The organism is Variovorax sp. OV329 (genome assembly GCF_900114785.1).
GTDB lineage: Bacteria > Pseudomonadota > Gammaproteobacteria > Burkholderiales > Burkholderiaceae_C > Variovorax.
Map to the genome: position 1 here is coordinate 83,220 of NZ_FOUG01000002.1, position 23,402 is coordinate 106,621.

Consider the following 23,402-nt stretch of genomic DNA (forward strand, 5'->3'; position numbering starts at 1 on the left):
ACCCCCTTCGCGGCCCACGAGCGGGGCCTCATGCGGTGGTGCCGGTGTCGTAGGTGGCGGCAGGCCGTTCACCGGCCAGCGCTTGCAGCAGGTTGCTGGTGGCCAGCACCGCCATGCCGTGGCGCGTCTCGTGCGTCGCCGAGCCGATGTGCGGCAAGGCGGTGACACGCGGGTGCGTGCGCAGCGGCGAATCCAGCGGCAGCGGCTCGGTGGCGAACACGTCCAGGCCGGCGGCGTGCAGGTGGCCGCTGTCGAGCGCGGCCAGCAGCGCGTCTTCCTTCACCGTGGCGCCGCGGCCGCCGTTGATGAAGATCGCGCCCTTCTTCATCTGCGCAAAGGCAGATTCGTCCAGCATGCCGCGCGTGCTGTCCGACAAAGGCAGCATGGCCACCACGATGTCCGACTTCGCCAGCAGGTCGGCAAGGCTCGCGTACTGCGCATGGCCCACCAGTTGGGGGGCCTGCTCGGCCAGGTCGACCGGCCGGCGCGTGTTGTAGAGCACCGGCATGCCGAAGCCCAGTGCGGCGCGGCGCGCCACGGCCTGGCCGATGCGCCCGAAACCCAGGATGCCCACGGTCTTGCCATGCACGTCGCGCCCGAACAGATCGGGCCCGATGTTCTTGCCCCAGCGGCCTTCGCGCACCAGGCTGGCCAGTTCCACCACGCGGCGGCTGGTGGCCATGAGGATGGCGAACACCGTGTCGGCCACCGTCTCGGTGAGCACGCCGGGCGTGTGGCACAAAAGGATGCCGCGCGAATCGAGCGCGGCCAGGTCGTAGTTGTCCACGCCCACCGACACGCTGGAGACCACCTCCAATTTCGGTGCGCGCGAAATGAGGTCCGCATCGACCGGGTAGCTCGAGCCGATCAGCCCCTGCGCCAGCGGCAGCGCCGCGTCGAAGGCGGCCTTCTGCGCGGCGATGCGCGGATTGGCCACCGTCACGTCATGCACCGCGGCGAGCCGTGCGAGTTGATCCTCGGGCAGCTCGCGAAAGACCAGGACCTTCTTCTTCTCGTTCATGTCGTCTTTCAGAGTCCGGCTTCGTCCAGTTGGGCGCGCGTGGGCAGGCCCTCGGTGTCGCCCAGCACCTGCACCGCGCGAGCGCCGATCCAGGCACCGCGCCGCACGGCTTCGGGCACCGACCTTCCTTCCAGCAGGGCGCTGACCACGCCGGCGGCAAAGCCGTCGCCGGCGCCTACGGTGTCGATCACCTTCTCGACCGGGAAGCCCTCCACGTAGCCGCTGCCGCAGTCCAGCCCGTCGTAGTAGGCCCCCGCCGCGCCCAGCTTGACGACCACCAGCTGGGCGCCCTGGTTGCGGTAGAAGGCGGCCACGCCCTCGGCGGTGCTCTGCCCGGTGAGGATCAGGCCCTCCTCGATGCCGGGCAGCACCCAGTCGGCCAGGGAGGCCATGTGGTTGATCCAGTGGCGCATCACCTCGGTGGAGGGCCACAGGGTGGGGCGCAGGTTGGTGTCGAAGGAAATGGTGCGCCCGGCGGAGCGCATGACGTCCATGGACTTGATCGCGGCCTGCAGGCTGGTCTCGGAAATCGCCGGGAACACGCCGGTGGCGTGCAGGTGGCGCGCCGAGCGGAGCCAGGGCTCGTCGATGTCCTGCGGCCCCATGTGGCTGGCGGCCGAGCCTTTGCGGTGGTATTCCACCGGCGGGTCGCTGCCGTCGGTGACGCGGCCCTTGAACTGGAAGCCGGTCTTCTGCGTCGGGTCGCAGATGACGTGCGAGCAGTCGATGCCCTCGCCCTTCATGCTGGCGATGAGCGAGCGGCCCATCGAATCGGTGCCCAGGCGGCTCGCCCAGCCCACCTTCAGGCCCAGGCGCGACAGGCCGATGGCCACGTTGGTCTCGGCGCCGGCGGTGCGCTTGTGGAAGGCCTGCGCGTTCTCGATCGGCCCGGGCTGGTCGGCCACCAGCAAAAGCATGGCCTCGCCGAACAGGGCGACGTCGAAGGCGGCAGGCGCGGAAGCAAAGGTCATGGAGCAGCGGCGCGAAGGCGCCGGATGTGCGTGATTTCTTCTCGGGTGACGGCCAGCAGGTCGTCGCCCATCAGGGGGTATTCGATGGCGTGCGGCACGGTGGCCGGCAGCGCGCGCAGTATCGCGCGCCAGGGCGCGGAGGACTGCGTCATCGGCACGGCCACCCATTTGGCCGGCAGGCGCTGCACGCCCTTGCAGTGTACGTAACGCACGCGTGGCGCCAGTGCCTCGGCCGCGCGCAGCGGGCATTCGCCGGTGTAGTGCCAGTTGCCCATGTCGAAGGTCATGCCCAGCGTCAGGCCGGCGGCATCGGCAGCGGCGAAGAAGGCCTGCAGCGCGCCCAGCGTGCCGCCGGTCTCGGTCTGGTCGTTCTCGATCAGGAGTTCGATGGCGGGGTGGTCGGCCAGGATGGACTTGAGCTCGGCCGCCGAATCGGCCGGTGCCTTGGCCCAGCCGCCGATCGACATCTTCAGCCGCGGCGCATTGAGGTGCTTCGCCCGCGTGATGCCGCGTTCCAGCGCACCGGTGTCCAGGTCGCCCTCCTCGGTCCACAGCACCAGCGGCTCGGAATAGACCGCGGTGAAGGGCGCGAGCAGTGCCAGTTCGTCGTGGAGCTTGTCCTCGCCGAGCAACTCGCCGCGCACTTCCACCGCGTCCGCGCCGGCCTCGCAGGCCAGGCGCGCGAACCAGGGCTGCCCGTGGCGGCCGACTTCGGCGGCGCCATAGGCGGTGAGGGAGATCAGGACGGGCGGCATGGGCGGCTCCTTCTCGGTTGGCTTCAGTGGGGTTGGTGCGAACTGAGGATCTGCCCGAGGAACTGGCGCGTGCGCTCGTCCTTCGGGGCCTTGAAGAACTCTTCCGGCGGCGCCTGCTCAACGACGCGGCCGTCGGCCATGAAGATCACGCGGTCGGCCACGCTGCGGGCAAAGCCCATCTCGTGCGTCACGCACAGCATGGTCATGCCATCCTCGGCCAGGCCGATCATGGTGTCGAGCACCTCCTTCACCATCTCGGGGTCGAGGGCGGACGTGGGCTCGTCGAACAGCATGATCTTGGGCGTCATGCACAGCGCGCGGGCAATGGCCACGCGCTGCTGCTGCCCGCCCGAGAGCTGGCTGGGGTACTTGTTCGCCTGCTCGGGAATGCGCACGCGGGTGAGGTACTTCATCGCGATCGCCTCGGCCTCGTCCTTGGACAGGCCGCGCGAGCGCATCGGCGCCAGCGTGCAGTTCTGCAGGATGGTCAGGTGCGGGAACAGGTTGAACTGCTGGAACACCATGCCCACCTCGGCACGCACCGCGTCCACGTTCTTGCCGCCCGCGGTCAGCTCGATGCCGTCCACCACGATGCGGCCCTTCTGCACCTGCTCCAGGCGGTTGATGCAGCGGATCAGCGTGGACTTGCCCGAGCCCGACGGGCCGCAGACGACGATGCGCTCACCCGAGCGGACCGACAGGTCGATGTCGGTCAGCACCTGGAACTGTCCGTACCACTTGTTGACCCCGTCCATCCGGATGATGTCGGTGCCGAGGGTGTGAGTCGCCGTCATTGCAGCCAATCCTTCTCTCTTGCTCTCTGTGCGGTGCGATCAGAACTTGGGGAAGTCGGTGCCCAGCCACTTCTGGTAGAGCTTGCCCAGTTCGCCGTTGGCGGTGTTCTTCGAGACGAAGTCGTTCACGTTCTTCAGGAGGTCGTCCTGGCCCGGACGCATGGCGATGCCCATGGCCTGCTGCACCAGGGTGAACTTGTTCTCGAAGGTGTTGGCCGGCACGCGCTTGGCGATCTGCGCCGCCACGGTCACCGAGCAGCCGATGGCATCGACCTGGCCCGACATCAGCGCCTGCATGGCCGATGCGTCGTCGTCGAAGCGGCGGATCTCCGTGCCTTCGGGGGCGGCCTTGGTCACGGCCACGTCCTGCGTGCTGGCACGGGCCACGCCCACGCGCACGCCCTTGAGGTCGGCCGCGCTCTTGATGGGTGCGCCGGTCTTGCCGTACAGCACGATGGTGGCGGCCGCGTAGGGCTGCGAGAACTGCACCTGCTTGGCACGCTCGGGCGTGACGGCCAGCGAGGCCACCAGCAGGTCGACCTTGTTGGTCAGCAGGAAGGGGATGCGGTTGGGGCCGGTCACGGGGACGATGTTGACCTTCACGCCCCAGTCCTTGGCCAGCAGCTTGGCGACGTCGGCGTCGTAGCCGTCGGGCTGGTTCTGCGCATTGGTCGTGCCGTAGGGCGGAAAGTCCACCAGCATGCCGATGGTCACTTCGCCCTTCTTCTTGATGTCGGCCACGCTCTGCGCCGAGGCCGTGGTGCTGAAGGCCGAGAGGGCGGCGCCCAGGCCCAGGGCTGCCAGGACGGCGGTGGCGCCGCGGCGCGTGATGAGGGAAGCGGTCATTCGAAGCGTCTCCAGGTAAAAGAAATGGTTGAGGATGAAAGGCGGAAATGGTTCAGCGTGCCAGCGCACGGGCGCGCTTGCGCTCCATGTGCGAGGCCAGCAGCGAGAGCGGCCAGCAGACCACGAAGTAGATCGCGGCCACGGTGGTGAACACCTGCAGCGGCTGGAAGGTGGCGTTGTTGATGATCTGGCCGGCGCGCGTGATCTCGGTGAAGCCGATGATGGCCGCGAGAGACGTGCCCTTGATGATCTGCACCACGTAGCCCACCGTGGGCGGCAGCGCGATCTTGAAGGCCTGCGGCAGCACCACGTCGCGCATGCGGTTCAGGTAGCTGAGGTTCAACGCATGCGCCGCCTCGATCTGCCCGCGCGGCACGGCCTGGATGCAGCCGCGCCAGATCTCGCCCAGGAAGGCCGCGCTGTTGAGGATGAGCGCCAGGCCCGCGGCGATCCACGGGTTGATGTCCAGGCCGATCACCGGCGCGCCGAAGAAGATCAGGAACAGCTGCAGCAGCAGCGGCGTGCCCTGGAAGATCTGGATGAAGCCGGTGGACAGCAGCTGTGCCGTGCGGTTCTCGGAGGTGCGCGCCAGCGCGACGATCAGCCCCAGGATGGCACCGCCGATGAAAGCGATGGCCGACAGGGCGAGCGTCCACTTGGCCGCTTCGAGGATGAACAGGAATTCGGGAAAGCCGAAGGTACGCATGATGTTTCGGCTCCTAGCGACGGTCGGGGTAGTTGAGCGCGCGCTGGTAGATCAGCTTGAACAGCGCCGAGAAGGCCAGGGCCAGGGCCAGGTAGATGCCCGCCACCACGATGTAGATCTCGAAGCTGCGGAAGGTCTGCGACTGCAGGTTGGCCGCCACCGAGGTGAGGTCGTCCGCCGAGATCACCGACACCACCGCCGAGCTGAGCATCAGCAGGATGAACTGGCTGGTGAGCGCCGGGTAGATGGCCTTGAGCGCCGGCTTGATGATGATGAAGCGGAAGATCTCCCAGCCCTTGAGGTTCAGCGCCCTGCCCGCCTCGATCTGGCCCTTGGGAATGGACTCGATGCCGGCGCGGATGATCTCCGTCGCATACGCGCCCAGGTTCACCACCATCGCCGTGAGTGCCGCCGTGTAGGGCGACCAGCGCAGCCCGATGGCCGGCAGCGCGAAGAAGAAGAAGAACAGCTGCACCAGGAAAGGCGTGTTGCGGATGATCTCGATGTAGGTGTTGATCACGAAGCGCAGCGGCGCCGGCCCCGAGGTCTTGCCCCACGCGCAGACGATGGCCACGATCAGGCCCAGCAGCGTGGCCGTCAGCGAGAGCTGCACGGTGATCCACGTGCCCTTGAGCAGCAGCGGCCAGGCGGCGAAGACCGCGTCGAACTGGAACTGGTAGTTCATGGAAACGAAATGAAGAAGTGAAATGGCGCGCTACATCACGCCGAAGGTCTTGAAGGCATCGACCGTGCTCATGCCCTGGTTGATGGCGTCGCGCACGCGGTTCTCGGTGCTGGCTTTTTCCAGCGCCTTGCGGATGGCCTCTTCCTCGGCTTCCTTCGGGATCACGAGCACACCGTCGCAGTCGCCGAAGACGATGTCGCCGGGGTTGATGCGCACCGCGTTGATCTCCACCGGAATGCGCCAGTCCACCACCTTGCCGCGCGGGCCCTGGTCCTGCGCATACCCGCCGTACGAGAACACGGGCAGGCCCAGTTCCAGCACTTCATTGGTGTCGCGCGACCAGCCGTCGAGCACCGCGCCGGCGGCCTTCAGGTGCATGGCGCGCGTGGTCATCAGCCCGCCCCACAGCGCGAACTGCGGTGCGCAGCCGGTGGCCACGTAGACCTCGTTGGGCTTCAGGTCGTCCAGCGCCTCGAACAGGCGGCCGAAGGGAACGCGGGCCACTTCCGACTTGCCCGCCTCGTTCACCGCGTCGAAGCACAGCGTCTCCAGCACGGGCATGGCGCGGCCGGCGATCACCATGCGGCTCTCGACAGGCTTGATCTGCGGATGCAGGAACTGCCGCATGAAACCCATGGTGTCGAGGATGTCGCCCACCACCGCCGGAAACAGTCGCTGGCGCATGAGGCCGAACAGCTCGTCGTCATCCTTCCACATCGCTTGTCTCCTGTTGTCCAATGCAATCCACGTCTTGGTGACGTTGGGCACGGACTGTATCTGAAACCGGTTTCAGGCTATCTAGGGTTTCTACGTACAGCCCAGCAGGCATGCGGCGCGCAGCCCATTGGACGCCTACACTGGCCCGATGCAAAGCGCCATCGCCGAGTCGCTGCCAGAACTGAAACAACAACAGGCAGCGGCACCCCGGGTCCAGCACCTTCGACAGGTGCTGCTGTGGCCGCTGCGCCTGATGCAGGACAAGGACGGGGACGGCCATCGCCGCCCTGCCCTCGAACTGATGCGCGAGCTGGGCGATAGCTCGCCCTGGCGCGAGGTGGTGGACGAATACACCGGCAGCAGCGAGGCCTTCCACGAGCGTCACTACAACGAGTTCGTAAGCTTCCTGCCCTACGTGCAGCAGTTCCTCTACGGCGAAGGCCGCGCGCGCCGCACCGATGGCGCGAAGGCGGAGGAAGACCCGGTCGTCGGCTCGCCCATGCGCATCTTCCGCCGCCACGACATCGCCGCGCTGCGCGTGGTGCCCCGACCCGGCGACGCACCGATCACGCTGGAGGTGGTGCACATCGACCTGTACTTCTTCTTCGACGTGGACGTGGTGATCCTCAACGTCGAGGTGGGCGCCAACGACCTGGGCCTGGGGCAGGCGCACGAGATGCTCTACCGCTTCGGCCGCGCCTACCCCGCCGGCTGGGACGCGCACGGCGCCGCGCTGCACTGCATGAGCAGCGTCGAGTGGCTGGACAAGGGCGGCACGGTGCTGGCCCGCTCCGATGCGCAGCAGCGCGACGCCTTCCTCTCCCACGTGGCCGCGCACCGTGCGCCGCGCACCGCCGCGCACTGGGCCCACGTGATGAAGCCGCTGGTGGCCGAGCACTCCGAAGAGCCTGGCCCGCTGCGCTACCGGCAGATCGAGTACTACCGCATGCCCATGATGGCCTACCTGGCCCTGGACGATCCGCGCAAGCTCACGCGTGAGGACTTCATCCGCCTGGGCCTGGTCACCGGCGCGAGCGACGGGCAGAGCGCCCTGCCCTTCGGCGAGCAGCACCTGGCCGACTTCGAATCGCGCTACTGCTACGACCGCTTCTGGGCCGATGCCGGCGCTGCGCCCAACACGCGCTACCTGTGCAACGGCCACGCGCTCATCGTGGTCGGCGACGCGCGCTCGGAGTTCTACGGCTGCCGCGACCGCGGCGTGCTGGCGCAGTTCAGGCACCAGCACTTCCTGCTTTTTCTCATCGCGCATTTCCAGAAGGCATCGCTCTTGATGTTCTCCGACCAGCTGGTGGAGGCGCTCAAGCGGCTGGACATCCGCAGCACGCCCAGCGTGAAGCGCTTCAAGCGCAGCATCCGCAGCATCTTCGAGCGCTTCCTGCGCTTCACCCACCGCTACTGGTTCCACGAGATCTCGCAGCAGGCGCAGGTGAAGGCGCTTTCGCACCTGTGCGCGCGGCACCTCAACCTGGACGAGCTCTACGACGAGGTGCGCGTGCGCATCCACGACATGAACACCTACCTGGACGCCGACAGCCTGCGCCGCCAGGCCAACACGGTGGTGCGGCTCACGGTGGTGACGCTGTTCGGCCTGATCGGCACCATCACCACCGGCTTCCTGGGCATGAACCTGCTGGCCGAGGCGGACGCGCCGCTGGGCCGCAAGCTCGCTTGGTTCGCCATCGTGGGCGTGTTCACCACCTGGCTCACGGTCTACACCATGATCAAGTCCAAGCGGCTGTCGGACTTCATCGACGCGCTCTCGGACGATCGGCAGACGCTGCGCGGCAAGCTCAAGTCCTTCGCCGACGTGTGGCGGCGCGGCGCGGACTGAGCGCTCGCGTTTCTCCTCAGTAGCCGTCGGCGCTGCCCGTCGCAGGCGCGGTCTGGCGCAGGGCCACCGCGTTGCTCTGCACGGGCCGCGGCAGCCACACCTCGATGGTGCCCGGCGTTGGGCTCACCGGCGAGGGCAGCGCCTGCAGCGTCCAGCGTGTCACCGTGGGCGGCAGCACCGTGCGCGACATGGCCTCGGCGCAGGCCAGCTGCGCAGCGTCGTGGTAGAGGATGGTGGGCCGCCGGTGGCCGGCGGGCGGCGCGCGGCCCGCCGCACGCGAGCTTTCCAGCACGTCCTCGACCGGCGGCACGGATGCGCCCAGCGCACGCCAGGGCTTGCGGAAGGACCGGGCCTGCTCGCGCGCCTCGGAGCCGTAGACCTGGATGTAGACCAGCGCACCGGCGCACACATTGGGATCGGGCGGTGCCAGGGGTGGCGCGGGCGCGGCCGGCGCCGACGCTGTCGCTCCGGCCGGCCGGCTGGCCCGGGCCACCACCGCGGGTTCTGCTGGCACAGCGGCTGACGGCGACGGCGACGGCGTCTCGGGCGCGGCACCGCCCGATGCGGTGTCGGACGGCGGGGCCGCGCCCGCCGGCGACGGCAAGGCTTCGGGCGGTGCCGCGCCGTCGCCGCCGCTCGCGACTTCTGCCGGTACCGGCGGCGGCACGGGCATCGGCAGCGGTGGCGGCTGCTGCACTTCCCGGAAGCGGATGGTGAATGGCACGTTGGCCCGCGCCACCAGCGCCGTGACGAAGGAGGTCGAGGCCGTGCTGAAGCCGCTGCAGTTTTCCTGCGGCGGCGTGCGTCCGGTGTAGTCGCGCGCCCAGTAGCGCGGCTTGCACGGCGGTGCGCTCACCGGCTGCAGGCAGTCGATGCCGTTGCTGCGGTCCAGCAGGCGCGCGCAAGCCGGCGTGCGCCGCTGCGGCGGATCGTTGGCGCAGGCGGCCTTGGCGTCGTCGACGATGCGCACGGACAGCCTGAAGTTGGCCATGAAGTTCTCGCGGCCCTCGCGGCACAGCAGGTCGCCGGTGCGCAGCAGTTCGGCCGCGAGCAGCGAGGTCGCTTCGCTGGGCCCGCCGCCACCGGCGCGCAGGCGCGCCCAGCGCTCGGTCAGGTCCTTGAAGGCGGCGTTTTCGGCGCGCTGCTTGTTCTCCTCCTCGGTGCGCACGGTGTCGATGCTCTGCCACAGCGCCACCCCGAAGGTGGCCGCCGTGCCGATGCCCAGCGACGCCGTCACCGCGCCGGCCTTGAGCACCCGTGCCTGCAGCCGCCCCATCGAGGCCACCGCGCCCGAGACCGTGCCGTTGCCGTTCTCCGCCGCCGCGCCGACCGGGCCGGCCTGGCCGTCGTCCACCGAGAACAGGCCCGGCACGCCCTGGGCCACGCGCTCGAGCATGTCGGCATCGAGCCGCTCGCCGATGGCCGCGCCCAGGCGGAAGTAGCACTCCCACTGCGCCTCGTCGAAGAACTGGTCGGTGGTGGGCTGCTGCGGAAACAGCGGGTTGGCCGCCTTGAAGTTCACCAGGTCCACCGCCAGGTCGGAGGACACGTTGGGCTTGACCAGCAGGATGTGACCGCGCTGCCCGCTGGCATAGGTCACGCGTGCCAGCGCCAGGCAGGCCTGGCTGCTGGACGAGGCCAGGTCGTTGAGCGAGCCGAACACGCCCAGCTTGCCCCAGCTCGCATTCTTGTTGGGCTTGAGGAAGTCGATGTCGGCGTTGAGGTCGATGCGCGCGCGGCGGATCAGGTTCTCCAGGTCGTGGAAGCGGTAGTCGGGGTCGGCGCCGCAGTCGGCGATCACGATCAGCTCCGCCTCCTCGCGCAGCAGCGCGTAGGCCCCGGTGTTCTCGAAGTGGCCGCCGTCGCTGAGGTACCAGAAGGGCGAGCCGCTGCCCGGGAAGGCCGCGAAGCACTCCAGCAGGATGAAGCGCGACTTCATCAGGAAGTTGCTCACGCGCCGCGCCGCGCCCTGCTGCTCCAGCCCGGCTTCCTTGCTGTCCCACCAGTAGCCCAGGCGCAGCCCGGCGAACACCGACAGCGCCGCGATGCCGCGCTTGGTGAGCCGGCCCAGTCCCGGCGCGAAGGCCGCGCCCGAGATCGCCGCCCAGGCACCCAGCGTCAATGCGCCCTTGGGCCTGGCCAGCGTCCACGGTGCGCCCGCGGCCTGCATCCAGCCCGTGGGGCCGATGGTGAGCGGCAGGCTCTTGCGGTCGCGGTTGAACAGCTGCTGCTTGGGGTCGTGGGTCTGGTTGATGCAGACATTGACCAGGTGCACCGGCCCGCCGTGCTCGTGCGGCGCGTACTTCGCGATCGGGATGTCGTCGTCTTCCTCCACCTGCCCCACCGGCACGCGGGGCGGCGCCAGGCCCGAGAGTGCATCGGTGGGCTCCGCGCCCAGCCGCTTCCTGTTGGCCGCGCCCAGGTAGCCGCGCACGATGCGCGCCTTGTAGAACATGTGCAGCGAAGACGCGTTCAGAAATCCGAAATTGCGCCCGGTGAACAGCGCATACGCGCCGATCACGATGCCGATGGTCCCCCACCAGATCCAGCCGCGCGAGAAGTCCAGCCCCTGCGGCGTGAACACCGGCAGCAGCACCGCCGCATAGAGCACGCCGATCCACCAGGCCGCCAGGCAGAAGGCCACCACCAGGCCGAAGACGCTGGCCAGCGCCATCATCAGGCTCTTGGCGATGCCGGGCGTCTCGCGCTTGCCGGCAAAGAGCATGGGCAGCAGCCCGCGCATTGCGCCGGCCGCGATGAGCAGCACGCCGCCGTAGGAGGCACGCAGCTCCCGCGTGTGCGCCGCCAGCCACCACGCCGCCCGGTCGAGCAGCCCCAGCAGGCCGATGATGATCATCACGTACAGCACAGTGGCCAGGCCGTCGGTGAGCTCGTTGCGCAGCACGCCGGGCGTCTGGCCGTTCAGGCGCCGCATCAGCACCCACGACAGGGCCACCACCCAGCAGGAGGCGAAGACGATGAAGGCCGGCGCCAGCCAGATAGGCCCGCCGTAGCGCTCTTCCAGCACCGGCCCCACCCACCACACGCCCGTGCCGAGCGCCGCCCACAGCGCCACCTGCCCGAGCATGCCGGCCGTGGTACTGCGGTCGCGCACCGCCCAGTAGCCGTCGGCCAGCACGATGGAGATCAGCCAGGGCACCAGCGCCGCCAGCCACAGCGTGGGCAGCTGCGTGGCCCATCGGATGGGTGCGATCACCTGCTGCTCGTTGTCCAGGTCGATCAGCCCGGCCATGATCTCCCAGGCCCCCAGGTTGATCGCCGCCAGCACCAGCCCCACCAGCGTGGCCGCGATGGCCAGTTCGATGTGCGTGCCCAGCAGGTTGCGCAGGAACAGCGCCACGGCGAACAGCATGTCGCGCATGCCGCCTGGAATCAGGTAGCGGCCGTTGCCGCGCAGCCACCAGCCGAAGCGCACCTTGTCCACTTCGGCGAAGGCGCCCTCCACCGCGCGGATGCCGTCCGCATCCCTGGCCCGCGAGCACAGCCGCCCCAGCGTGGAGCCCACATAGCCGCCCCCGGACACGGTGGAGACGATGTCGAACCTGAGCAGCTGGCGATGCTGCGCCAGCGCCTTCATCAGACCCAGGCAGAAGGTCGCGCTGCGGATCCCGCCGCCCGACAGCGCGAGCCCCCAGGCGCGACGACCGTCGTCCTTGCCGAACAGCGCCGTGCGGCGCTTGCCGACCATGTCCGCTATGGCTTTTTCCATCCGGCCCCTCGGTGCGTGAAGCGCGCACTATTCACCGTGACGGGCTGGCGGGGCAATTTGGCGAATGGTCTATGACCGATGCCGGGCGCCCAAGCGAATGCGCCGCGGCGCATACTGGCGCGCCCCCCCTCTTGCACGCCGCCATGGAACAGCCGCAGCCCTTCTACCGCGAAGCCGGCAGCGGAGCGGGCGTGCTGTGCCTGCACTCCAACGCCAGCAGCTCCAGCCAGTGGCGCACCCTGATGGAGCGGCTGGCGCCCGATTTCCGCGTCATCGCATCGGACGGCTACGGCGCAGGCAAGAGCCCTCCCTGGCCTGCCGACCGGCGCATCGGCCTGAAGGACGAGGTCGCCCTGTTCGAGCCGCTGATCGCCCAGGCCGGCGAGCCGGTGGCGCTGGTGGGCCATTCCTATGGCGCCGCCGTTGCGCTGGTGGCCGCCGTGCTGCATCCGCAGCGCATCCGCTCGCTGGTGCTCTACGAGCCCACCCTCTTCGCACTGGTCGACGCGCACACGCCGCCACCGAACGCGGCCGACGGCATCCGCGACGCGGTGGCCCGCTCGCAGCGTGCCCTGGACGCGGGCGACGGCGACGGGGCCGCGCGCTGCTTCATCGACTTCTGGATGGGCGACGGCGCCTGGGCCCGTACGCCGGATGCGCGCAAGGCTCCGATCCGCGAATCGGCGATCAACGTGTCGAACTGGGGCCGCTCGCTGCTGGACGAGCCCACGCCGCTGCAGGCCTTCGCGCAGTTGCAGATGCCGGTGCTCTACATGACCGGCGCCCGTTCGCCGGCCTCGTCGCTGGCCGTGGCGCGACTGCTCGTGAAGGCGCTGCCGCATGTGAAGGTGATCGAGTTCGAGCAACTCGGCCACATGGGACCGGTCACGCATCCGGACATCGTCAACGAGGCGATCGAGCGCTTCCTCGGTCAGCACTGACGCGCGAGGCGGGCAGTCCGCTCGAACTTGCACAGCAAGAGACGGCTACGCACAATGCGCCTGCTGTCGCCGAGCCGACAGACGTTCTCGCGACAGCCAAGTCCGGCCAACGCGAAACAACCAAGGAGTTGCAAATGGGGATTAGGTTCATTGCCCGCCTGATGACGCTTGTGAGCGCTCTCCTGCTCGCTGCATGCGCGGCGCCCGGTCCTTCGCCGGACCAGCTGCAGATCCGACAGGGCGTCATCGAGCAGATCACACCCACGCAGATCCAGAGCAACCACCACATGGGTGTGGGCGCCGTGGTCGGCGGCATCGCGGGCCTGGGGCTCGGCAGCCTGATCGGCGGCGGCACCGGTCGCGACGTGGCCATGGTGGCCGGCACCATCGGCGGCACCATCGCGGGCGCGGAAGCGCAACGCCGCTTCGATACGCCGGTTTCCGGGCAGCAGATCTTCGTGCGCACCGACAGCGGCGTGATCGTCGAAGTGACCCAGCCCACGGACCTGAGCATGCGCGTGGGCCAGAAGGTGTTCGTGCAGGGCAACGGCCACAACGCGCGTGTAATTCCGCGGTAAGTACTGCTTCCGCTCGCAGGCTGCCGAACGTTCGAAATCACCTGGCACTGAGGTCTTTGGACTTAAGGGTCCGGTGGCCAAGCATGTGCTTCGCGAGTGACGCCTCCGGCCCTGCGGTCGATGGCGTGCGAAGCACGGATGTCACATCGAGCGACACATTGCCTTTCACCCGCCCTGGCCTCCCCTTTCATGGCGTTGACGGCCATGCGAACGTGGACTAACTTGCGCACCCCTCGTATTCAAGGAGCGTTCATGAGGTCCCTTGCTTACATCACATCGGTCGCCTTGATCGCCGCAAGCGCGGCACTCGCGGGCATGCCGCAAGCACAGGCCCAGACAGCCAGCCAGCGCGAGGCCGCTGCCGCCACACAGGCCAAGAGCCAGGGCCAGCTCAACACCAAGGGCCAGGATCAGTACCAGCAGAACGCCTTGCGGCGTTGCGAGCGCCAGCCCGCCGGTGCGGCCAGGGAGTCGTGCCAGCAGCGCGTGATGGGCCAGGGCAACACCACGACCACAGGCAGCGTGCAAAGCGGAGGCATCCTGAGCACGAACGAACTGCCGGCCAAGAACTGAGCTCGATCGCACTGGCACGCCGCCGCCGGATGGCCGTCAGCGGCAGGGGGCATCTTCCCCTGCGAAACCTGGAGGAGGAGACCCCGAATGCCCATGCTGGCCGCCGTCGTCGGGCTGTTCGCCCTTGGCTCCCTGCTGGAATGGCTGCACCCGCTCGGGCAGGCGGGCGCCTACCATGAGTTCGCCAATGCCCGCGCCTGGCTCGGCATTCCCAATGCCGCCGACGTGCTGTCCAACGTGCCGATCTTCCTGGCGGGCGTGGCCATCATCGCGAAGATCCGCGTGGCCCGCGAGCCGGTCGCAGGCCGCAGTTCCGGCCTGCTGGTGGCGGGCATCGGGCTGATGCTCACCGGCATCGGATCGGGCTACTACCACTACGCGCCCAACGACGCGACCCTGATCTGGGACCGGCTGCCGCTGGCGGTGGTGTTCGCCGGGGTCCTGCTGACCGCGTGGGCCTGTGCCGACGTAGCACCGCCTTCCAACACGGATACGGTGCTCTTCGTGCTCGCATCGCTGGGCAGCGTGGCCTTCTGGGTCTACCTTGGAAGCCTGTGGCCCTACGCGATCCTGCAGTTCGGCGGCCTGGCTGCGCTCCTGTGGCTGGCGGCAACCAACCGCCTGGCCGGCGCCAGGGCGTGGTGGCTGCTGATCCTTCTCTACGGACTGGCGAAGGTGTTCGAACTGCTGGACCACCAGGTCTGGACGCTCACGCACCAATTCGTTTCGGGGCACACGATCAAGCACCTGATGAGCGCCGGCGCAGGCTTCTGCCTCCTGTGGGTCGCTGTGCACCGGCCCGCGACCCTGCGGGCGGTGCCCAGCCCTTCGCGGGCTTGAAGGAAGTACGAGTCGCGGCCAGCGCAAGTCTCAGAGCAGCCAGTCCAGCGGAAGCTTCTCGAGAATCTTCACGGCCGCGCGCTGCCACCAGCTGGTCGCCGGCTCTACCGACAGGGCCTGCGGCGGATTGCCTGCCGCATCGAACCAGCGCAGCTCGCCTGTCTCGGGATCGAGCCGCACCTCCCAGCTGCTCAGGGGAACGCGCTGGTCGATCACCTCCTTCAGCCGCAGCGTGAGCGGCGGGCTGTCGATGATCAGGCCCAGTTCGGTGTTCAGCCGCGCCGAGCGCGGATCGAAGTTGAAGGAGCCGACGAAGATGCGCTCCTCGTCCACGCCGAAGGTCTTGGCATGCAGGCTGGAGCCGGAACTGCCGGCACTGCCCGAGCTGCCGGGCATCCGGAAGCCCTCCTCCTTGCGGGCCGCTTCCGCAGCGGCCTTCTCGGCCGGATCGGGCTTACGCTCGTACAGCACCACGCCCGCCTCCAGCAGGCGCTGGCGATGCCGCGCATAGCCCGAATGCACCGGCAGCACGTCGGTGGCAGCGAGCGAGTTGGTGAGGATGCGCACCTTCACGCCCTTGCGTGCGAGCCCCACGAAATAGTCGGTTCCGGCATCGGTGGGGACGAAATAGGGCGACACCAGGTCCAGTGCGCGCGCCGGCAGGCCCACGGCCTCGGTCATGTGGTGCAGCAGAAGTTGCTCCGGCCCGGCCTGCCCCAGGCCCTTGGACGGGTCGTCCACCAGCAGGTGCGCGGGCGCCCAGACCATGGGCAGCTTCTGGCCGAGCTGCGTGCCCGAGGGCATCAGGTCGCTGACCGACTTCTTGTAGACGGCCGCTTCTTCGGACCGGTCCGCCAGTGCCGTGCGGCCCTGGACGGCGGCCACGGTCTGCGCCGAGGGCTGCGCGACGATCGAGGCGATCGGGTAGGCCGACGCGCTGGCCCAGTAGGCATCGAAGGAAGCGGAGACCGGCTCGACCACCGCCCCCATCGCCAGCACGTCGAGGTCGGCGAACAGCACGCCGTCCGTGGCGCCGAAATACTCGTCGCCCACGTTGCGGCCGCCCACGATCGTGATCGTGTTGTCCGCCGTGAAGCTCTTGTTGTGCATGCGCCTGTTGGCACGCGAGAAGTCGGTCACGAAGCCCAGTGCCTTGAACGGGCGGTACACGAAGGGGTTGAAGAGGCGCACCTCGACGTTGGGGTGCGTGTCCAGCACGCCGAGTTCCTCGTCCAGCTGCGCGATGCCGTTGTCGTCCAGCAGCAGGCGCACGCGCACGCCGCGGTCGGCGGCAGCGCGCAGGGCTTCCAGCAGCAGGTGGCCGGTGGTGTCCGAACGCCAGATGTAGTACTGCACGTCCAGCGTGCGCTCCGCGTAGCGCGCCAGCACCACGCGCGCCGCGAAGGCTTCATGCGCGTCGGACAGCTCGTGGATGCCCGTGTGCCCCGGGTGCTGCGATGCGATGGCGTCCGCTGCCCGCCCCAGCGTGGTGTTGCGCGCCTCGGCCACGCGCAGCGCATGCGACTCGCTGCGGCCTTCGAGCGGCGGCAGCGAGCATCCGGCCAGCAGCGCGGCAAGCGCCAGCAGCGCCAGCCAACCCATCGCCTGGACCGGCCAGGGCCTGGAACCCGGATGCGCAAGGCTGTACATCGACACGCAGTTGCCCCTATAAAGATGCGCCGCTGCACCTCGGCGGATTCCGAAAGGACTTTCATGCAGAAGCTGTCGCGATTCTGGACAAGAAGTTGCCTTTCCGTGCTGGCGGGCCTCGCGCTGGTCGCGCCCTGGCAGCAGATTGCGGCCCAGGCGCCCGCCGCGCCGCCCGCGGCTGCCGCTCCTCCAGCCATCCTCTTCCAGGGTGTAAAGATCTTCGACGGCATCTCGGGCCAGGTCTCCGCGCCGCGCGACGTGCTGGTGCGTGGCAACAAGATCGAGCGCATCGCCGCCCAGGTGGCGCCCGAGAGCGGTGCCCAGGTCATCAACGGCAGCGGCAAGGTGCTGATGCCGGGGCTGGTGGACGCGCACTGGCACACCATGCTGGCCGCCGTGCCGGTCGCGACCGCCATGATGGCGGACAGGACCTACCTGGCGATTGCCGCCGGCGCCGAGGCCACGCGAACGCTCATGCGCGGCTTCACCACGGTGCGCGACGTGGGCGGCTCGTCCTTCGGCCTCAAGGATTCGATCGACGGGGGCCTGGTGCCCGGCCCGCGCATCTTTCCCTCGGGCGCGATGATCAGCGTGACCAGCGGCCACGGCGACTTCCGCACCTTCCACGACCTGCCCCGCCAGATAGGCGCACCGGCATCGCGCTTTGACGAAGCCGGCGACAGCGCCATTGCCGACAGCCCCGACGAGGTTCGCCTGCGCGCGCGCGAGCAGCTCATGCGCGGCGCCTCGCAGATCAAGCTCACGGCGGGCGGCGGCGTGAGTTCGCCCAACAGTCCGCTGGACGCCGTGACCTTCACCGAAGCGGAAGTGCATGCGGCCGTCGAGGCCGCGACGAACTGGGGCACCTACGTCACGGTGCACGCCTACACGCCCGCGGCCATCCAGCAGGCCATCTCCGCGGGCGTGAAGTGCATCGAGCACGCCATGCTGATGGACGACGCCACGGCCAAGCTCATCGGGCAGAAGGGCATCTGGCTGAGCGCACAGCCGTTGCCCGACGAGCTGGCCAATGCCTTCCCGCGCGGCTCGGTCGAGTGGAACAAGGCCCAGGAGGTCCTGGCCGGTGTCGGACGGACCTACGAACTGGCCAAGAAATACAAGCTCAAGACCGCCTTCGGCACCGACGTGTTGTTCTCAGCCCCGCTGGCGGCCCAGCAGGGCGCATTGCTGGCCAGCCTGACACGCTGGTACACGCCCTCGCAGGTGCTGGTGATGGCCACCAGCACCAACGCCGAGTTGCTGAAGCTGTCGGGCAAGCGGGCGCCCTACGCCGGCGAGCTGGGCGTGGTGCGCGAAGGCGCGCTGGCCGACCTGCTGCTGGTCAACGGCGACCCGGTGGCCGACATCAGCCTGATCGCCAAGGCAGAGCAGAGCTTGGCCGTCATCATGAAGGACGGCGTAATCTACAAGAACCAGCTGGCGCCGCGGGCCGGCAGTTAGCCTGCGCCTAGAGCGGCAGAAGGATCGGCACCAGCGTCACCACGATCAGCAGAGTGATGAGGGCCAGCGGCGCCCCCACGCGCAGGAAGTCGGCGAAGCCGTAGCCGCCCGGCCCCACCACCAGCGCGTTCACCGGCGTGACCGGCGTCATGAAGGGCGAGGACGCCGCCAGCGCCACGGTCATGGCAAAGGGATAGGGCGAGGCCCCGAGGTGGTAGGCGGTCGCCAGCGCCACCGGCGCCATCAGCACCGCCACCGCGGTGTTGGACATGAAGAAGCCCATCAGCACGGTCGCCACGAAGATGACGCCCAGCGTCACGCGCGGCCCGGCATTGCCCACCAGTTCCAGCAGCAGCGAGGCCGCCAGGTCGATGCCGCCGGTGCGCTGCAGCGCCAGCGAGAACGGCAGCATGCCGACGATCAGCACCAGCGTGGGCCAGTGGATGGACCGGTAGGCGGTGCGCGGGTCCACGCAGCCGGCTGCGCCCATCAGCAGGCACCCCAGCAGCGCGGCCAGCACGTTGGGAACGATGCCGCTGATCATCAGCGCGATGGTCAGGAAGAGCGCGAGGACCGCCGCCGGCGCGCGGGCGGCATGCGGCGCCACGTCCTCCGACTCGATGGGCAGGCTCAGCAGCATGAGCCCGTCATCCCCCGAACCCAGCGCCCGAAGCGCTGGCCAGGGCCCGACCACCAGCAGCGTGTCGCCCAGCTCCAGCGGCTCGTCCTGCAGGTCCAGCAGTTCCGCGGTGCGGCCGTGCCGCAGGCCGATCACGCCGATGTCATGGCGCTCCCGCAGGCCCAGTTGCCTGCAGGTGCGGCCGATGAGCGGCGAGCCGGCGGGCACCATCATCTCGGCCATGCCGATCTCGTTGGCGTACTCCGAGAAGTAGGTGCCCGACAGGGGCAGTTGCTCCAGCCGGAAGGCCTGGAGCATGGCCTGCGGATCGCGCTTGCCGTCGCGCGCGTCCAGCAGCAGCACGGTGCCGGCCTCGATGCGGATGCCCGCGGGCGACACCAGCAGCCGGCGGCCGAAGTAGCCGCTCTGCTCCAGCGCCAGCACATGCAGGCCGTCGAGTTCGCCGGTGCTCTCAAGCTCCGGGGCCGTCGAGCCGATCCACGGCGATCCGGACAGCACGCGCACCCGGTACTCGCGGCCGGCCAGCCCGTACTGCTCGATCCAGTCCTCCAGCCGGGGGCGTGCCGGTGCCGCGACCTCGGAGCTGCGCCCCAGCCAGCGCCGGGCGAAGAGCATGTAGACCACGGCAGCGGCCAGGATGGGAATGCCGAAGGGCGTGACGCTCAGGAAGCCGAAGCCGGCGTGGCCTTCGCGCTGCAGCTCGGCGTGCACCATGAGGTTGGGCGGCGTCGCCACCAGCGTCATCATCCCGCTGATCAGCGCCGCTACGCTCAGCGGCATCATCAGCCGCCCGGCCGCGATGCCGGTGCGCCTGGCGATGCGCAGCACGATCGGGATGAAGATGGCGATCACCCCGGTCGAGCTCAGCACCGAGCCGATGGTGGCCACGGCCACCATCAGCGCGACCACCAGCCGCAACTCGTGGCCGCCCGCCAGGCGGACGATGAGCTCGCTCATGCGGTGCGCGACACCGGTGGCGACCAGTCCTTCCCCGAGCACGAAAAGCAGCGCGATCAGCACCACGTTGGGATCGGCGAAGCCTGCGATGGCCTCGCGCACCGAGATCACGCCGGTGAACGGCAGCGCGGTCATCACCACCAGCGCAGCCATGTCCGATCGCGGCCGCCCCCAGGCGAACATCAGCATGGCCGCCACCAGCAGCCCCAGCACCATCAGGAGCTCAATCGACATCGGGCTCCCGTGGCTTGCCGGTCATGGCGCCGCTGCGGGCGCGGGCAGGCCGGCGCGGATGCGGCTGGAGAAGTCCGGCGCCTGGCCGGCCGCCTGCGCCGCGGCGTTGATGTTGGAGGCCTCCCGCAACTCGTCGAAGGGCCGCGACGTGTCGATCACCTCGGTGCTGTAGAGGTAGCGGTCGCTCCAGCCGTTGAGGATCAGCCGGATGTCCCAGCCGCCCACCCGCCCGATCTTGTTGGCATAGCGCACGATGTTGATGGTGCAGCTGTTGCTGAGCAGGTGGTAGAACTCCGGCTTCACCGCCAGCTGGTTGATGCGGCGCGAATAGACCAGGAACAGGTTGCGCGCCGCCTCGGCACTGAGCCGGGTCCGGTAGAGGAACACCTCTTCCTTGCGATGGTTGGTGCGCACGCGGACCAGGTCGCGCTCGTCGCCCACCACGTAGATCAGCTCGAAGTGCCTGAACAGCGAGGCCAGCGGATCGAAGCCCTCGCCCACCTGCGGCCGCGTCTCGATGGAGATGGCGACCGGCGGCTGGTTCTCGAAGTTGAAACTGACAAAGGTATGGCCGACCGGGCCCACGTGCCAGTACGAGAGGTAGAAGTCGACCGACTGCAGCTTCGACAGGCGGTACTCGCGCTCTTCGTGGCGCACGGTGAAGTCATCCTCGCTGCGGTAGTCGAAGTTGCGAAAGCCCGTGATCCGCACGATGTCGCCATCAATTTGCACACGCGGCATCACCGCGACCTCGGGCCGCCATGGCTTGTCCAGGGTGGGCTCGATCGAGGCCCACACGGCGCCCAGCGCGAGGAAGACCACCAGCGCCGCCACCCGGGTCCACATGCGGCCCGCGATCCAGATGGCCCAGATGCCGAACAGCCCCAAGGCGATTGCCAGCGGCCATCGGAACGCTTCGGGAAGGAGGGGAAGGTGCGCAGTGGCCAGCACTTCCCACGCCAGCAGGCCGCCGATGAGGACGTGAAGCAAACCGCGCATGAAGCCCATGCGAGCTACCCGTGCGGCCTTCCGGCCCCTGGCGCGAAGTTCGGATCCTGGATGATGGGCGCCCTGCCCTGAACCGCGTGCCGGAAGTAGTACGAATCCATCCAGCCCTGGTATCTGCTTGTGACCACCATGCACCAGCGCCAGCCGCGCTGGCACCCCGTGACGCGAAGGGCGGTGTGCGCGGGCACCACGGCCATCACGTCGAAGGATCGGTCGGGCCCCGCGCGCAGGTTGACCGCACGCGTGGTGAACGTCGAGAAGGCAAAGGACGACACCGGCGCAGCCAGCAACAGCGCGACAAGGAGCCTGCTGCAGCGTTCGACCATCGTGGACGCCTCAGCCGACCGGGCGCGAGCGCCGGTCGTCACGCGAAGGCTGGTTCACGATGGGGACGCGCCCCCGAACCGAAGGCTCGAGGAATCGCGAGTCCACCCAGCCGCGGGCGCGCCTGGAGTCGATCTCGCACCATCGCCAGCCACTGGTGCACCTGCGGACCCGCACCGAAGTCCGGGGCGGCAGGACCGTCTGCACCTCGAAATGGGTGCCGGGCCCTCCGCGCACGTTCAACGAGCGGGTCGTCGAGCTCGAGAAGGCATGGGCAGCCAATGGGACTGCAAGCAGGATTGCGGCAGAGGCAAGAATGCGCAGGCGAGGCATACATCTCCTTGGCAGTCTGGTCGCGGCGCATGCCAGATCGCGGCTCGCCGCAGTCCCTGTTGAGGCGCGGGATGGTAACACCGGGGCGTTTTCAGGCGATGGGGCGGCCAGCGCTCGAGCCGAGCATCCGACCCGGCAATCCGACGGCTCCCCGATCGTTATGAGGCCATAAGTTCTCGCAAGCGCGCTGACGTTCTCATGCGCACACCCTTGTTGCGTTCAGTTTCACTTGCGCTCCATGGCCGTGGTGCATAAAGCGCCTAGACAAAGCGGACAGAACACGAACAACTCGCCCGCCCTGCCCAGCCGAAGGCAGGACGATCCTGAGTCGGAGGTCTGAGGACGGGGACTCATGTCAACCAGCATTCAGAAGATGTCTCGCCTGCAGCTCACCGCCATGGTGGTGGGCAGCATGGTCGGCGCCGGGATCTTTTCGCTCCCGCGCACCTTCGCCAATGCGACCGGGCCGCTGGGCGCCGTGATCGCCTGGGGCATCGCGGTCACCGGCATGTACATGCTGGCGCGCGTGTTCCAGTCGCTGGCCGAGCGCAGGCCGGACCTGGACGCCGGCGTGTTCGCCTATGCCAAGGAAGGCTTCGGCAACTATCCGGGCTTCCTGTCGGCCTTCGGCTACTGGACGGGTTCGTGCATCGGCAACGTGTCGTACTGGGTGCTGATCAAGTCGACCCTGGGCGCCTTCTTCCCGGTCTTCGGCGACGGCAACACGGTGGTGGCGATCGTGGTCGCCTCGGTGGGCATCTGGCTCTTCCATTTCCTGATCCTGCGCGGCGTGCAGCAGGCGGCGTACATCAACACGGTGGTCACCTTCGCCAAGATCATTCCCATCGTGGTGTTCATCGTGATCCTGGCCTTTGCCTTCAAGGCGGACATCTTCTCGGCCAACCTGTACGGCGGTGATCTGGTGGGCAACATCGGCCAGCAGGTGCGCGCGACCATGCTGGTCACGGTGTTCGTCTTCCTGGGCATCGAGGGCGCGAGCGTCTATTCGCGCTACGCGCGCGAACGCTCGGACGTGGGTGCCGCCACCATCATGGGCTTCATCGGCGTCACCGGCCTCATGGTGCTGGTCACGCTGCTGCCCTACGCGGTCATGCAGCGCGCAGACATCGCCGGCACGCGGCAGCCGTCGATGGCCGCCGTGCTGGAAGCGGTGGTCGGTCACTGGGGCGCCGTGTTCGTGAGCGTGGGCCTCATCGTCTCCGTGCTGGGTGCCTACCTGGCCTGGTCCCTCATCTGCGCGGAGGTGCTGTTCAGCGCCGCCAGGACGCGCGACATGCCCTCGGTGTTCGGGCGCGAGAACGCCAACAAGGTGCCGGCCAATGCACTGTGGCTCTCCAACATCGTGGTGCAGGTGATCGTCATCACCACCTACTGGTCACGCGACGCCTTCTCGCTGATGCTCAACCTCACCAGCGCCATGAACCTGATCCCCTACCTCCTGGTGGCGGCCTACGGCTTCATGTTCGCCAGGCGCGGCGAAAGCTACGACGGGCGACCCGGCGAGCGAAAGCGCGACCTGGTGATGGCGGGCATCGCGGTCGTCTACACGGCGTTCATGATCTATTCGGGCGGGATGAAGCTCATCCTGCTGGCGGCCGTGCTCTATGCGCCGGGAACGGCCCTGTATGTCTGGGCTCGCCGGGAGCAGGGCCTGGCGGTGTTCAAGCCGGTCGACTGGGTCATCTTCGGGGTCGCAGCCACCGGTGCCGTCATCGGCATCTACGGCCTGGCCACGGGACGCATCACCATCTGACCACGAAGCGGA

Annotated in this window: 21 protein-coding genes; 7 read left to right on the plus strand and 14 right to left on the minus strand. The window is 68.6% G+C overall.

Annotated elements, in window-relative coordinates; all coding sequences use genetic code 11:
- Positions 1 to 28 precede the first annotated feature (28 nt).
- Genes BM345_RS03135 through BM345_RS03170 form a run of 8 tightly spaced genes read right to left on the minus strand, consistent with a single transcriptional unit; the run spans position 29 to position 6,495 of the window.
- Positions 29 to 1,021 carry a 2-hydroxyacid dehydrogenase gene (locus BM345_RS03135; RefSeq protein ID WP_093375471.1) on the minus strand — a complete coding sequence of 331 codons (993 nt, stop codon included), beginning with the start codon at positions 1,019 to 1,021 and terminating at the stop codon, positions 29 to 31.
- An 8-nt stretch (positions 1,022 to 1,029) separates the two neighbouring features.
- Entirely contained in the window at positions 1,030 to 1,992 is a 963-nt protein-coding gene (locus BM345_RS03140) for a sugar kinase (RefSeq protein ID WP_093375473.1), read from the minus strand.
- Positions 1,989 to 2,747, minus strand: a complete 759-nt coding sequence (locus tag BM345_RS03145; RefSeq protein WP_093375475.1) for a sugar phosphate isomerase/epimerase family protein — start codon at positions 2,745 to 2,747, stop codon at positions 1,989 to 1,991. Before BM345_RS03145 ends, BM345_RS03140 begins: the two co-directional genes overlap by 4 nt.
- A gap of 23 nt (positions 2,748 to 2,770) precedes the next feature.
- On the minus strand, positions 2,771 to 3,541 hold the full coding sequence (locus BM345_RS03150; protein WP_093375477.1) for an amino acid ABC transporter ATP-binding protein: 771 nt from the start codon (positions 3,539 to 3,541) through the stop codon (positions 2,771 to 2,773).
- Between the two features lie 39 nt (positions 3,542 to 3,580).
- Entirely contained in the window at positions 3,581 to 4,387 is an 807-nt protein-coding gene (locus tag BM345_RS03155) for a transporter substrate-binding domain-containing protein (RefSeq protein ID WP_093376210.1), read from the minus strand.
- A gap of 52 nt (positions 4,388 to 4,439) precedes the next feature.
- Positions 4,440 to 5,093, minus strand: coding sequence for an amino acid ABC transporter permease (locus BM345_RS03160; RefSeq protein ID WP_093375479.1), 654 nt, complete (start codon positions 5,091 to 5,093; stop codon positions 4,440 to 4,442).
- Positions 5,094 to 5,106: 13 nt separating this feature from the next.
- Positions 5,107 to 5,778 (minus strand): amino acid ABC transporter permease, encoded by a 672-nt coding sequence (locus BM345_RS03165; RefSeq protein WP_093375481.1) that lies wholly within the window; start codon positions 5,776 to 5,778, stop codon positions 5,107 to 5,109.
- Between the two features lie 30 nt (positions 5,779 to 5,808).
- A complete protein-coding gene (locus BM345_RS03170; RefSeq protein ID WP_093375483.1) occupies positions 5,809 to 6,495 on the minus strand; it encodes an RraA family protein in 687 nt (228 codons plus the stop codon).
- Between the two features lie 148 nt (positions 6,496 to 6,643).
- On the opposite strand from BM345_RS03170, the gene BM345_RS03175 reads away from it, so the two are divergent.
- Complete coding sequence (locus BM345_RS03175; protein ID WP_093375485.1) at positions 6,644 to 8,347, plus strand: magnesium transporter CorA family protein; 1,704 nt, start codon at positions 6,644 to 6,646, stop codon at positions 8,345 to 8,347.
- 16 nt (positions 8,348 to 8,363) lie between these two features.
- On the opposite strand, the gene BM345_RS03180 is transcribed toward BM345_RS03175, so the two are convergent.
- Positions 8,364 to 12,077, minus strand: coding sequence for a patatin-like phospholipase family protein (locus BM345_RS03180; RefSeq protein WP_093375487.1), 3,714 nt, complete (start codon positions 12,075 to 12,077; stop codon positions 8,364 to 8,366).
- A gap of 143 nt (positions 12,078 to 12,220) precedes the next feature.
- Here BM345_RS03180 and BM345_RS03185 point away from each other — a divergent pair, with 143 nt between their 5' ends.
- The 4 genes from BM345_RS03185 (at position 12,221) to BM345_RS03200 (ending at position 15,009) form a co-directional block, all read left to right on the plus strand.
- Positions 12,221 to 13,018 carry an alpha/beta fold hydrolase gene (locus BM345_RS03185; protein ID WP_093375489.1) on the plus strand — a complete coding sequence of 266 codons (798 nt, stop codon included), beginning with the start codon at positions 12,221 to 12,223 and terminating at the stop codon, positions 13,016 to 13,018.
- 134 nt (positions 13,019 to 13,152) lie between these two features.
- Positions 13,153 to 13,596 carry a hypothetical protein gene (locus BM345_RS03190; RefSeq protein WP_093375491.1) on the plus strand — a complete coding sequence of 148 codons (444 nt, stop codon included), beginning with the start codon at positions 13,153 to 13,155 and terminating at the stop codon, positions 13,594 to 13,596.
- Positions 13,597 to 13,848: 252 nt separating this feature from the next.
- Positions 13,849 to 14,169, plus strand: a complete 321-nt coding sequence (locus BM345_RS03195; RefSeq protein WP_139237458.1) for a hypothetical protein — start codon at positions 13,849 to 13,851, stop codon at positions 14,167 to 14,169.
- 87 nt (positions 14,170 to 14,256) lie between these two features.
- Positions 14,257 to 15,009 carry a hypothetical protein gene (locus BM345_RS03200; RefSeq protein WP_093375495.1) on the plus strand — a complete coding sequence of 251 codons (753 nt, stop codon included), beginning with the start codon at positions 14,257 to 14,259 and terminating at the stop codon, positions 15,007 to 15,009.
- Positions 15,010 to 15,039: 30 nt separating this feature from the next.
- Here the strand turns inward: BM345_RS03200 and BM345_RS03205 are convergent, their stop codons facing one another.
- Entirely contained in the window at positions 15,040 to 16,611 is a 1,572-nt protein-coding gene (locus BM345_RS03205; RefSeq protein WP_093375497.1) for a phospholipase D family protein, read from the minus strand.
- Between the two features lie 153 nt (positions 16,612 to 16,764).
- On the opposite strand from BM345_RS03205, the gene BM345_RS03210 reads away from it, so the two are divergent.
- A complete protein-coding gene (locus BM345_RS03210) occupies positions 16,765 to 18,120 on the plus strand; it encodes a metal-dependent hydrolase family protein (RefSeq protein WP_254789486.1) in 1,356 nt (451 codons plus the stop codon).
- 7 nt (positions 18,121 to 18,127) lie between these two features.
- Here the strand turns inward: BM345_RS03210 and BM345_RS03215 are convergent, their stop codons facing one another.
- From BM345_RS03215 to BM345_RS30830, 4 genes are read right to left on the minus strand one after another with little or no spacing between them, the layout of a single operon-like run.
- Positions 18,128 to 19,951 (minus strand): SLC13 family permease, encoded by a 1,824-nt coding sequence (locus tag BM345_RS03215; protein WP_093375499.1) that lies wholly within the window; start codon positions 19,949 to 19,951, stop codon positions 18,128 to 18,130.
- Positions 19,952 to 19,972: 21 nt separating this feature from the next.
- Positions 19,973 to 20,950: an Lnb N-terminal periplasmic domain-containing protein gene (locus BM345_RS03220; protein ID WP_217653955.1), complete on the minus strand. Its 978-nt coding sequence runs from the start codon at positions 20,948 to 20,950 to the stop codon at positions 19,973 to 19,975.
- A gap of 14 nt (positions 20,951 to 20,964) precedes the next feature.
- Positions 20,965 to 21,285 (minus strand): SH3 domain-containing protein, encoded by a 321-nt coding sequence (locus BM345_RS03225; protein WP_093375503.1) that lies wholly within the window; start codon positions 21,283 to 21,285, stop codon positions 20,965 to 20,967.
- A gap of 10 nt (positions 21,286 to 21,295) precedes the next feature.
- Positions 21,296 to 21,616: an SH3 domain-containing protein gene (locus BM345_RS30830; protein ID WP_139237459.1), complete on the minus strand. Its 321-nt coding sequence runs from the start codon at positions 21,614 to 21,616 to the stop codon at positions 21,296 to 21,298.
- Between the two features lie 352 nt (positions 21,617 to 21,968).
- Between BM345_RS30830 and BM345_RS03230 the strand changes: the two genes are divergently transcribed.
- Positions 21,969 to 23,390, plus strand: coding sequence for a basic amino acid/polyamine antiporter (locus tag BM345_RS03230; protein ID WP_093375505.1), 1,422 nt, complete (start codon positions 21,969 to 21,971; stop codon positions 23,388 to 23,390).
- Positions 23,391 to 23,402 lie beyond the last annotated feature (12 nt).

Bases quoted from the DNA above. Each gene is read 5' to 3' on its own strand.
- BM345_RS03135 (WP_093375471.1), bottom strand. From the start codon at position 1,021: ATGAACGAGAAGAAGAAGGTCCTGGTCTTTCGCGAGCTGCCCGAGGAT.
- BM345_RS03140 (WP_093375473.1), bottom strand. From the start codon at position 1,992: ATGACCTTTGCTTCCGCGCCTGCCGCCTTCGACGTCGCCCTGTTCGGC.
- BM345_RS03145 (WP_093375475.1), bottom strand. From the start codon at position 2,747: ATGCCGCCCGTCCTGATCTCCCTCACCGCCTATGGCGCCGCCGAAGTC.
- BM345_RS03150 (WP_093375477.1), bottom strand. From the start codon at position 3,541: ATGACGGCGACTCACACCCTCGGCACCGACATCATCCGGATGGACGGG.
- BM345_RS03155 (WP_093376210.1), bottom strand. From the start codon at position 4,387: ATGACCGCTTCCCTCATCACGCGCCGCGGCGCCACCGCCGTCCTGGCA.
- BM345_RS03160 (WP_093375479.1), bottom strand. From the start codon at position 5,093: ATGCGTACCTTCGGCTTTCCCGAATTCCTGTTCATCCTCGAAGCGGCC.
- BM345_RS03165 (WP_093375481.1), bottom strand. From the start codon at position 5,778: ATGAACTACCAGTTCCAGTTCGACGCGGTCTTCGCCGCCTGGCCGCTG.
- BM345_RS03170 (WP_093375483.1), bottom strand. From the start codon at position 6,495: ATGTGGAAGGATGACGACGAGCTGTTCGGCCTCATGCGCCAGCGACTG.
- BM345_RS03175 (WP_093375485.1), top strand. From the start codon at position 6,644: ATGCAAAGCGCCATCGCCGAGTCGCTGCCAGAACTGAAACAACAACAG.
- BM345_RS03180 (WP_093375487.1), bottom strand. From the start codon at position 12,077: ATGGAAAAAGCCATAGCGGACATGGTCGGCAAGCGCCGCACGGCGCTG.
- BM345_RS03185 (WP_093375489.1), top strand. From the start codon at position 12,221: ATGGAACAGCCGCAGCCCTTCTACCGCGAAGCCGGCAGCGGAGCGGGC.
- BM345_RS03190 (WP_093375491.1), top strand. From the start codon at position 13,153: ATGGGGATTAGGTTCATTGCCCGCCTGATGACGCTTGTGAGCGCTCTC.
- BM345_RS03195 (WP_139237458.1), top strand. From the start codon at position 13,849: ATGAGGTCCCTTGCTTACATCACATCGGTCGCCTTGATCGCCGCAAGC.
- BM345_RS03200 (WP_093375495.1), top strand. From the start codon at position 14,257: ATGCCCATGCTGGCCGCCGTCGTCGGGCTGTTCGCCCTTGGCTCCCTG.
- BM345_RS03205 (WP_093375497.1), bottom strand. From the start codon at position 16,611: ATGGGTTGGCTGGCGCTGCTGGCGCTTGCCGCGCTGCTGGCCGGATGC.
- BM345_RS03215 (WP_093375499.1), bottom strand. From the start codon at position 19,951: ATGTCGATTGAGCTCCTGATGGTGCTGGGGCTGCTGGTGGCGGCCATG.
- BM345_RS03220 (WP_217653955.1), bottom strand. From the start codon at position 20,950: ATGCGCGGTTTGCTTCACGTCCTCATCGGCGGCCTGCTGGCGTGGGAA.
- BM345_RS03225 (WP_093375503.1), bottom strand. From the start codon at position 21,285: ATGGTCGAACGCTGCAGCAGGCTCCTTGTCGCGCTGTTGCTGGCTGCG.
- BM345_RS30830 (WP_139237459.1), bottom strand. From the start codon at position 21,616: ATGCCTCGCCTGCGCATTCTTGCCTCTGCCGCAATCCTGCTTGCAGTC.
- BM345_RS03230 (WP_093375505.1), top strand. From the start codon at position 21,969: ATGTCAACCAGCATTCAGAAGATGTCTCGCCTGCAGCTCACCGCCATG.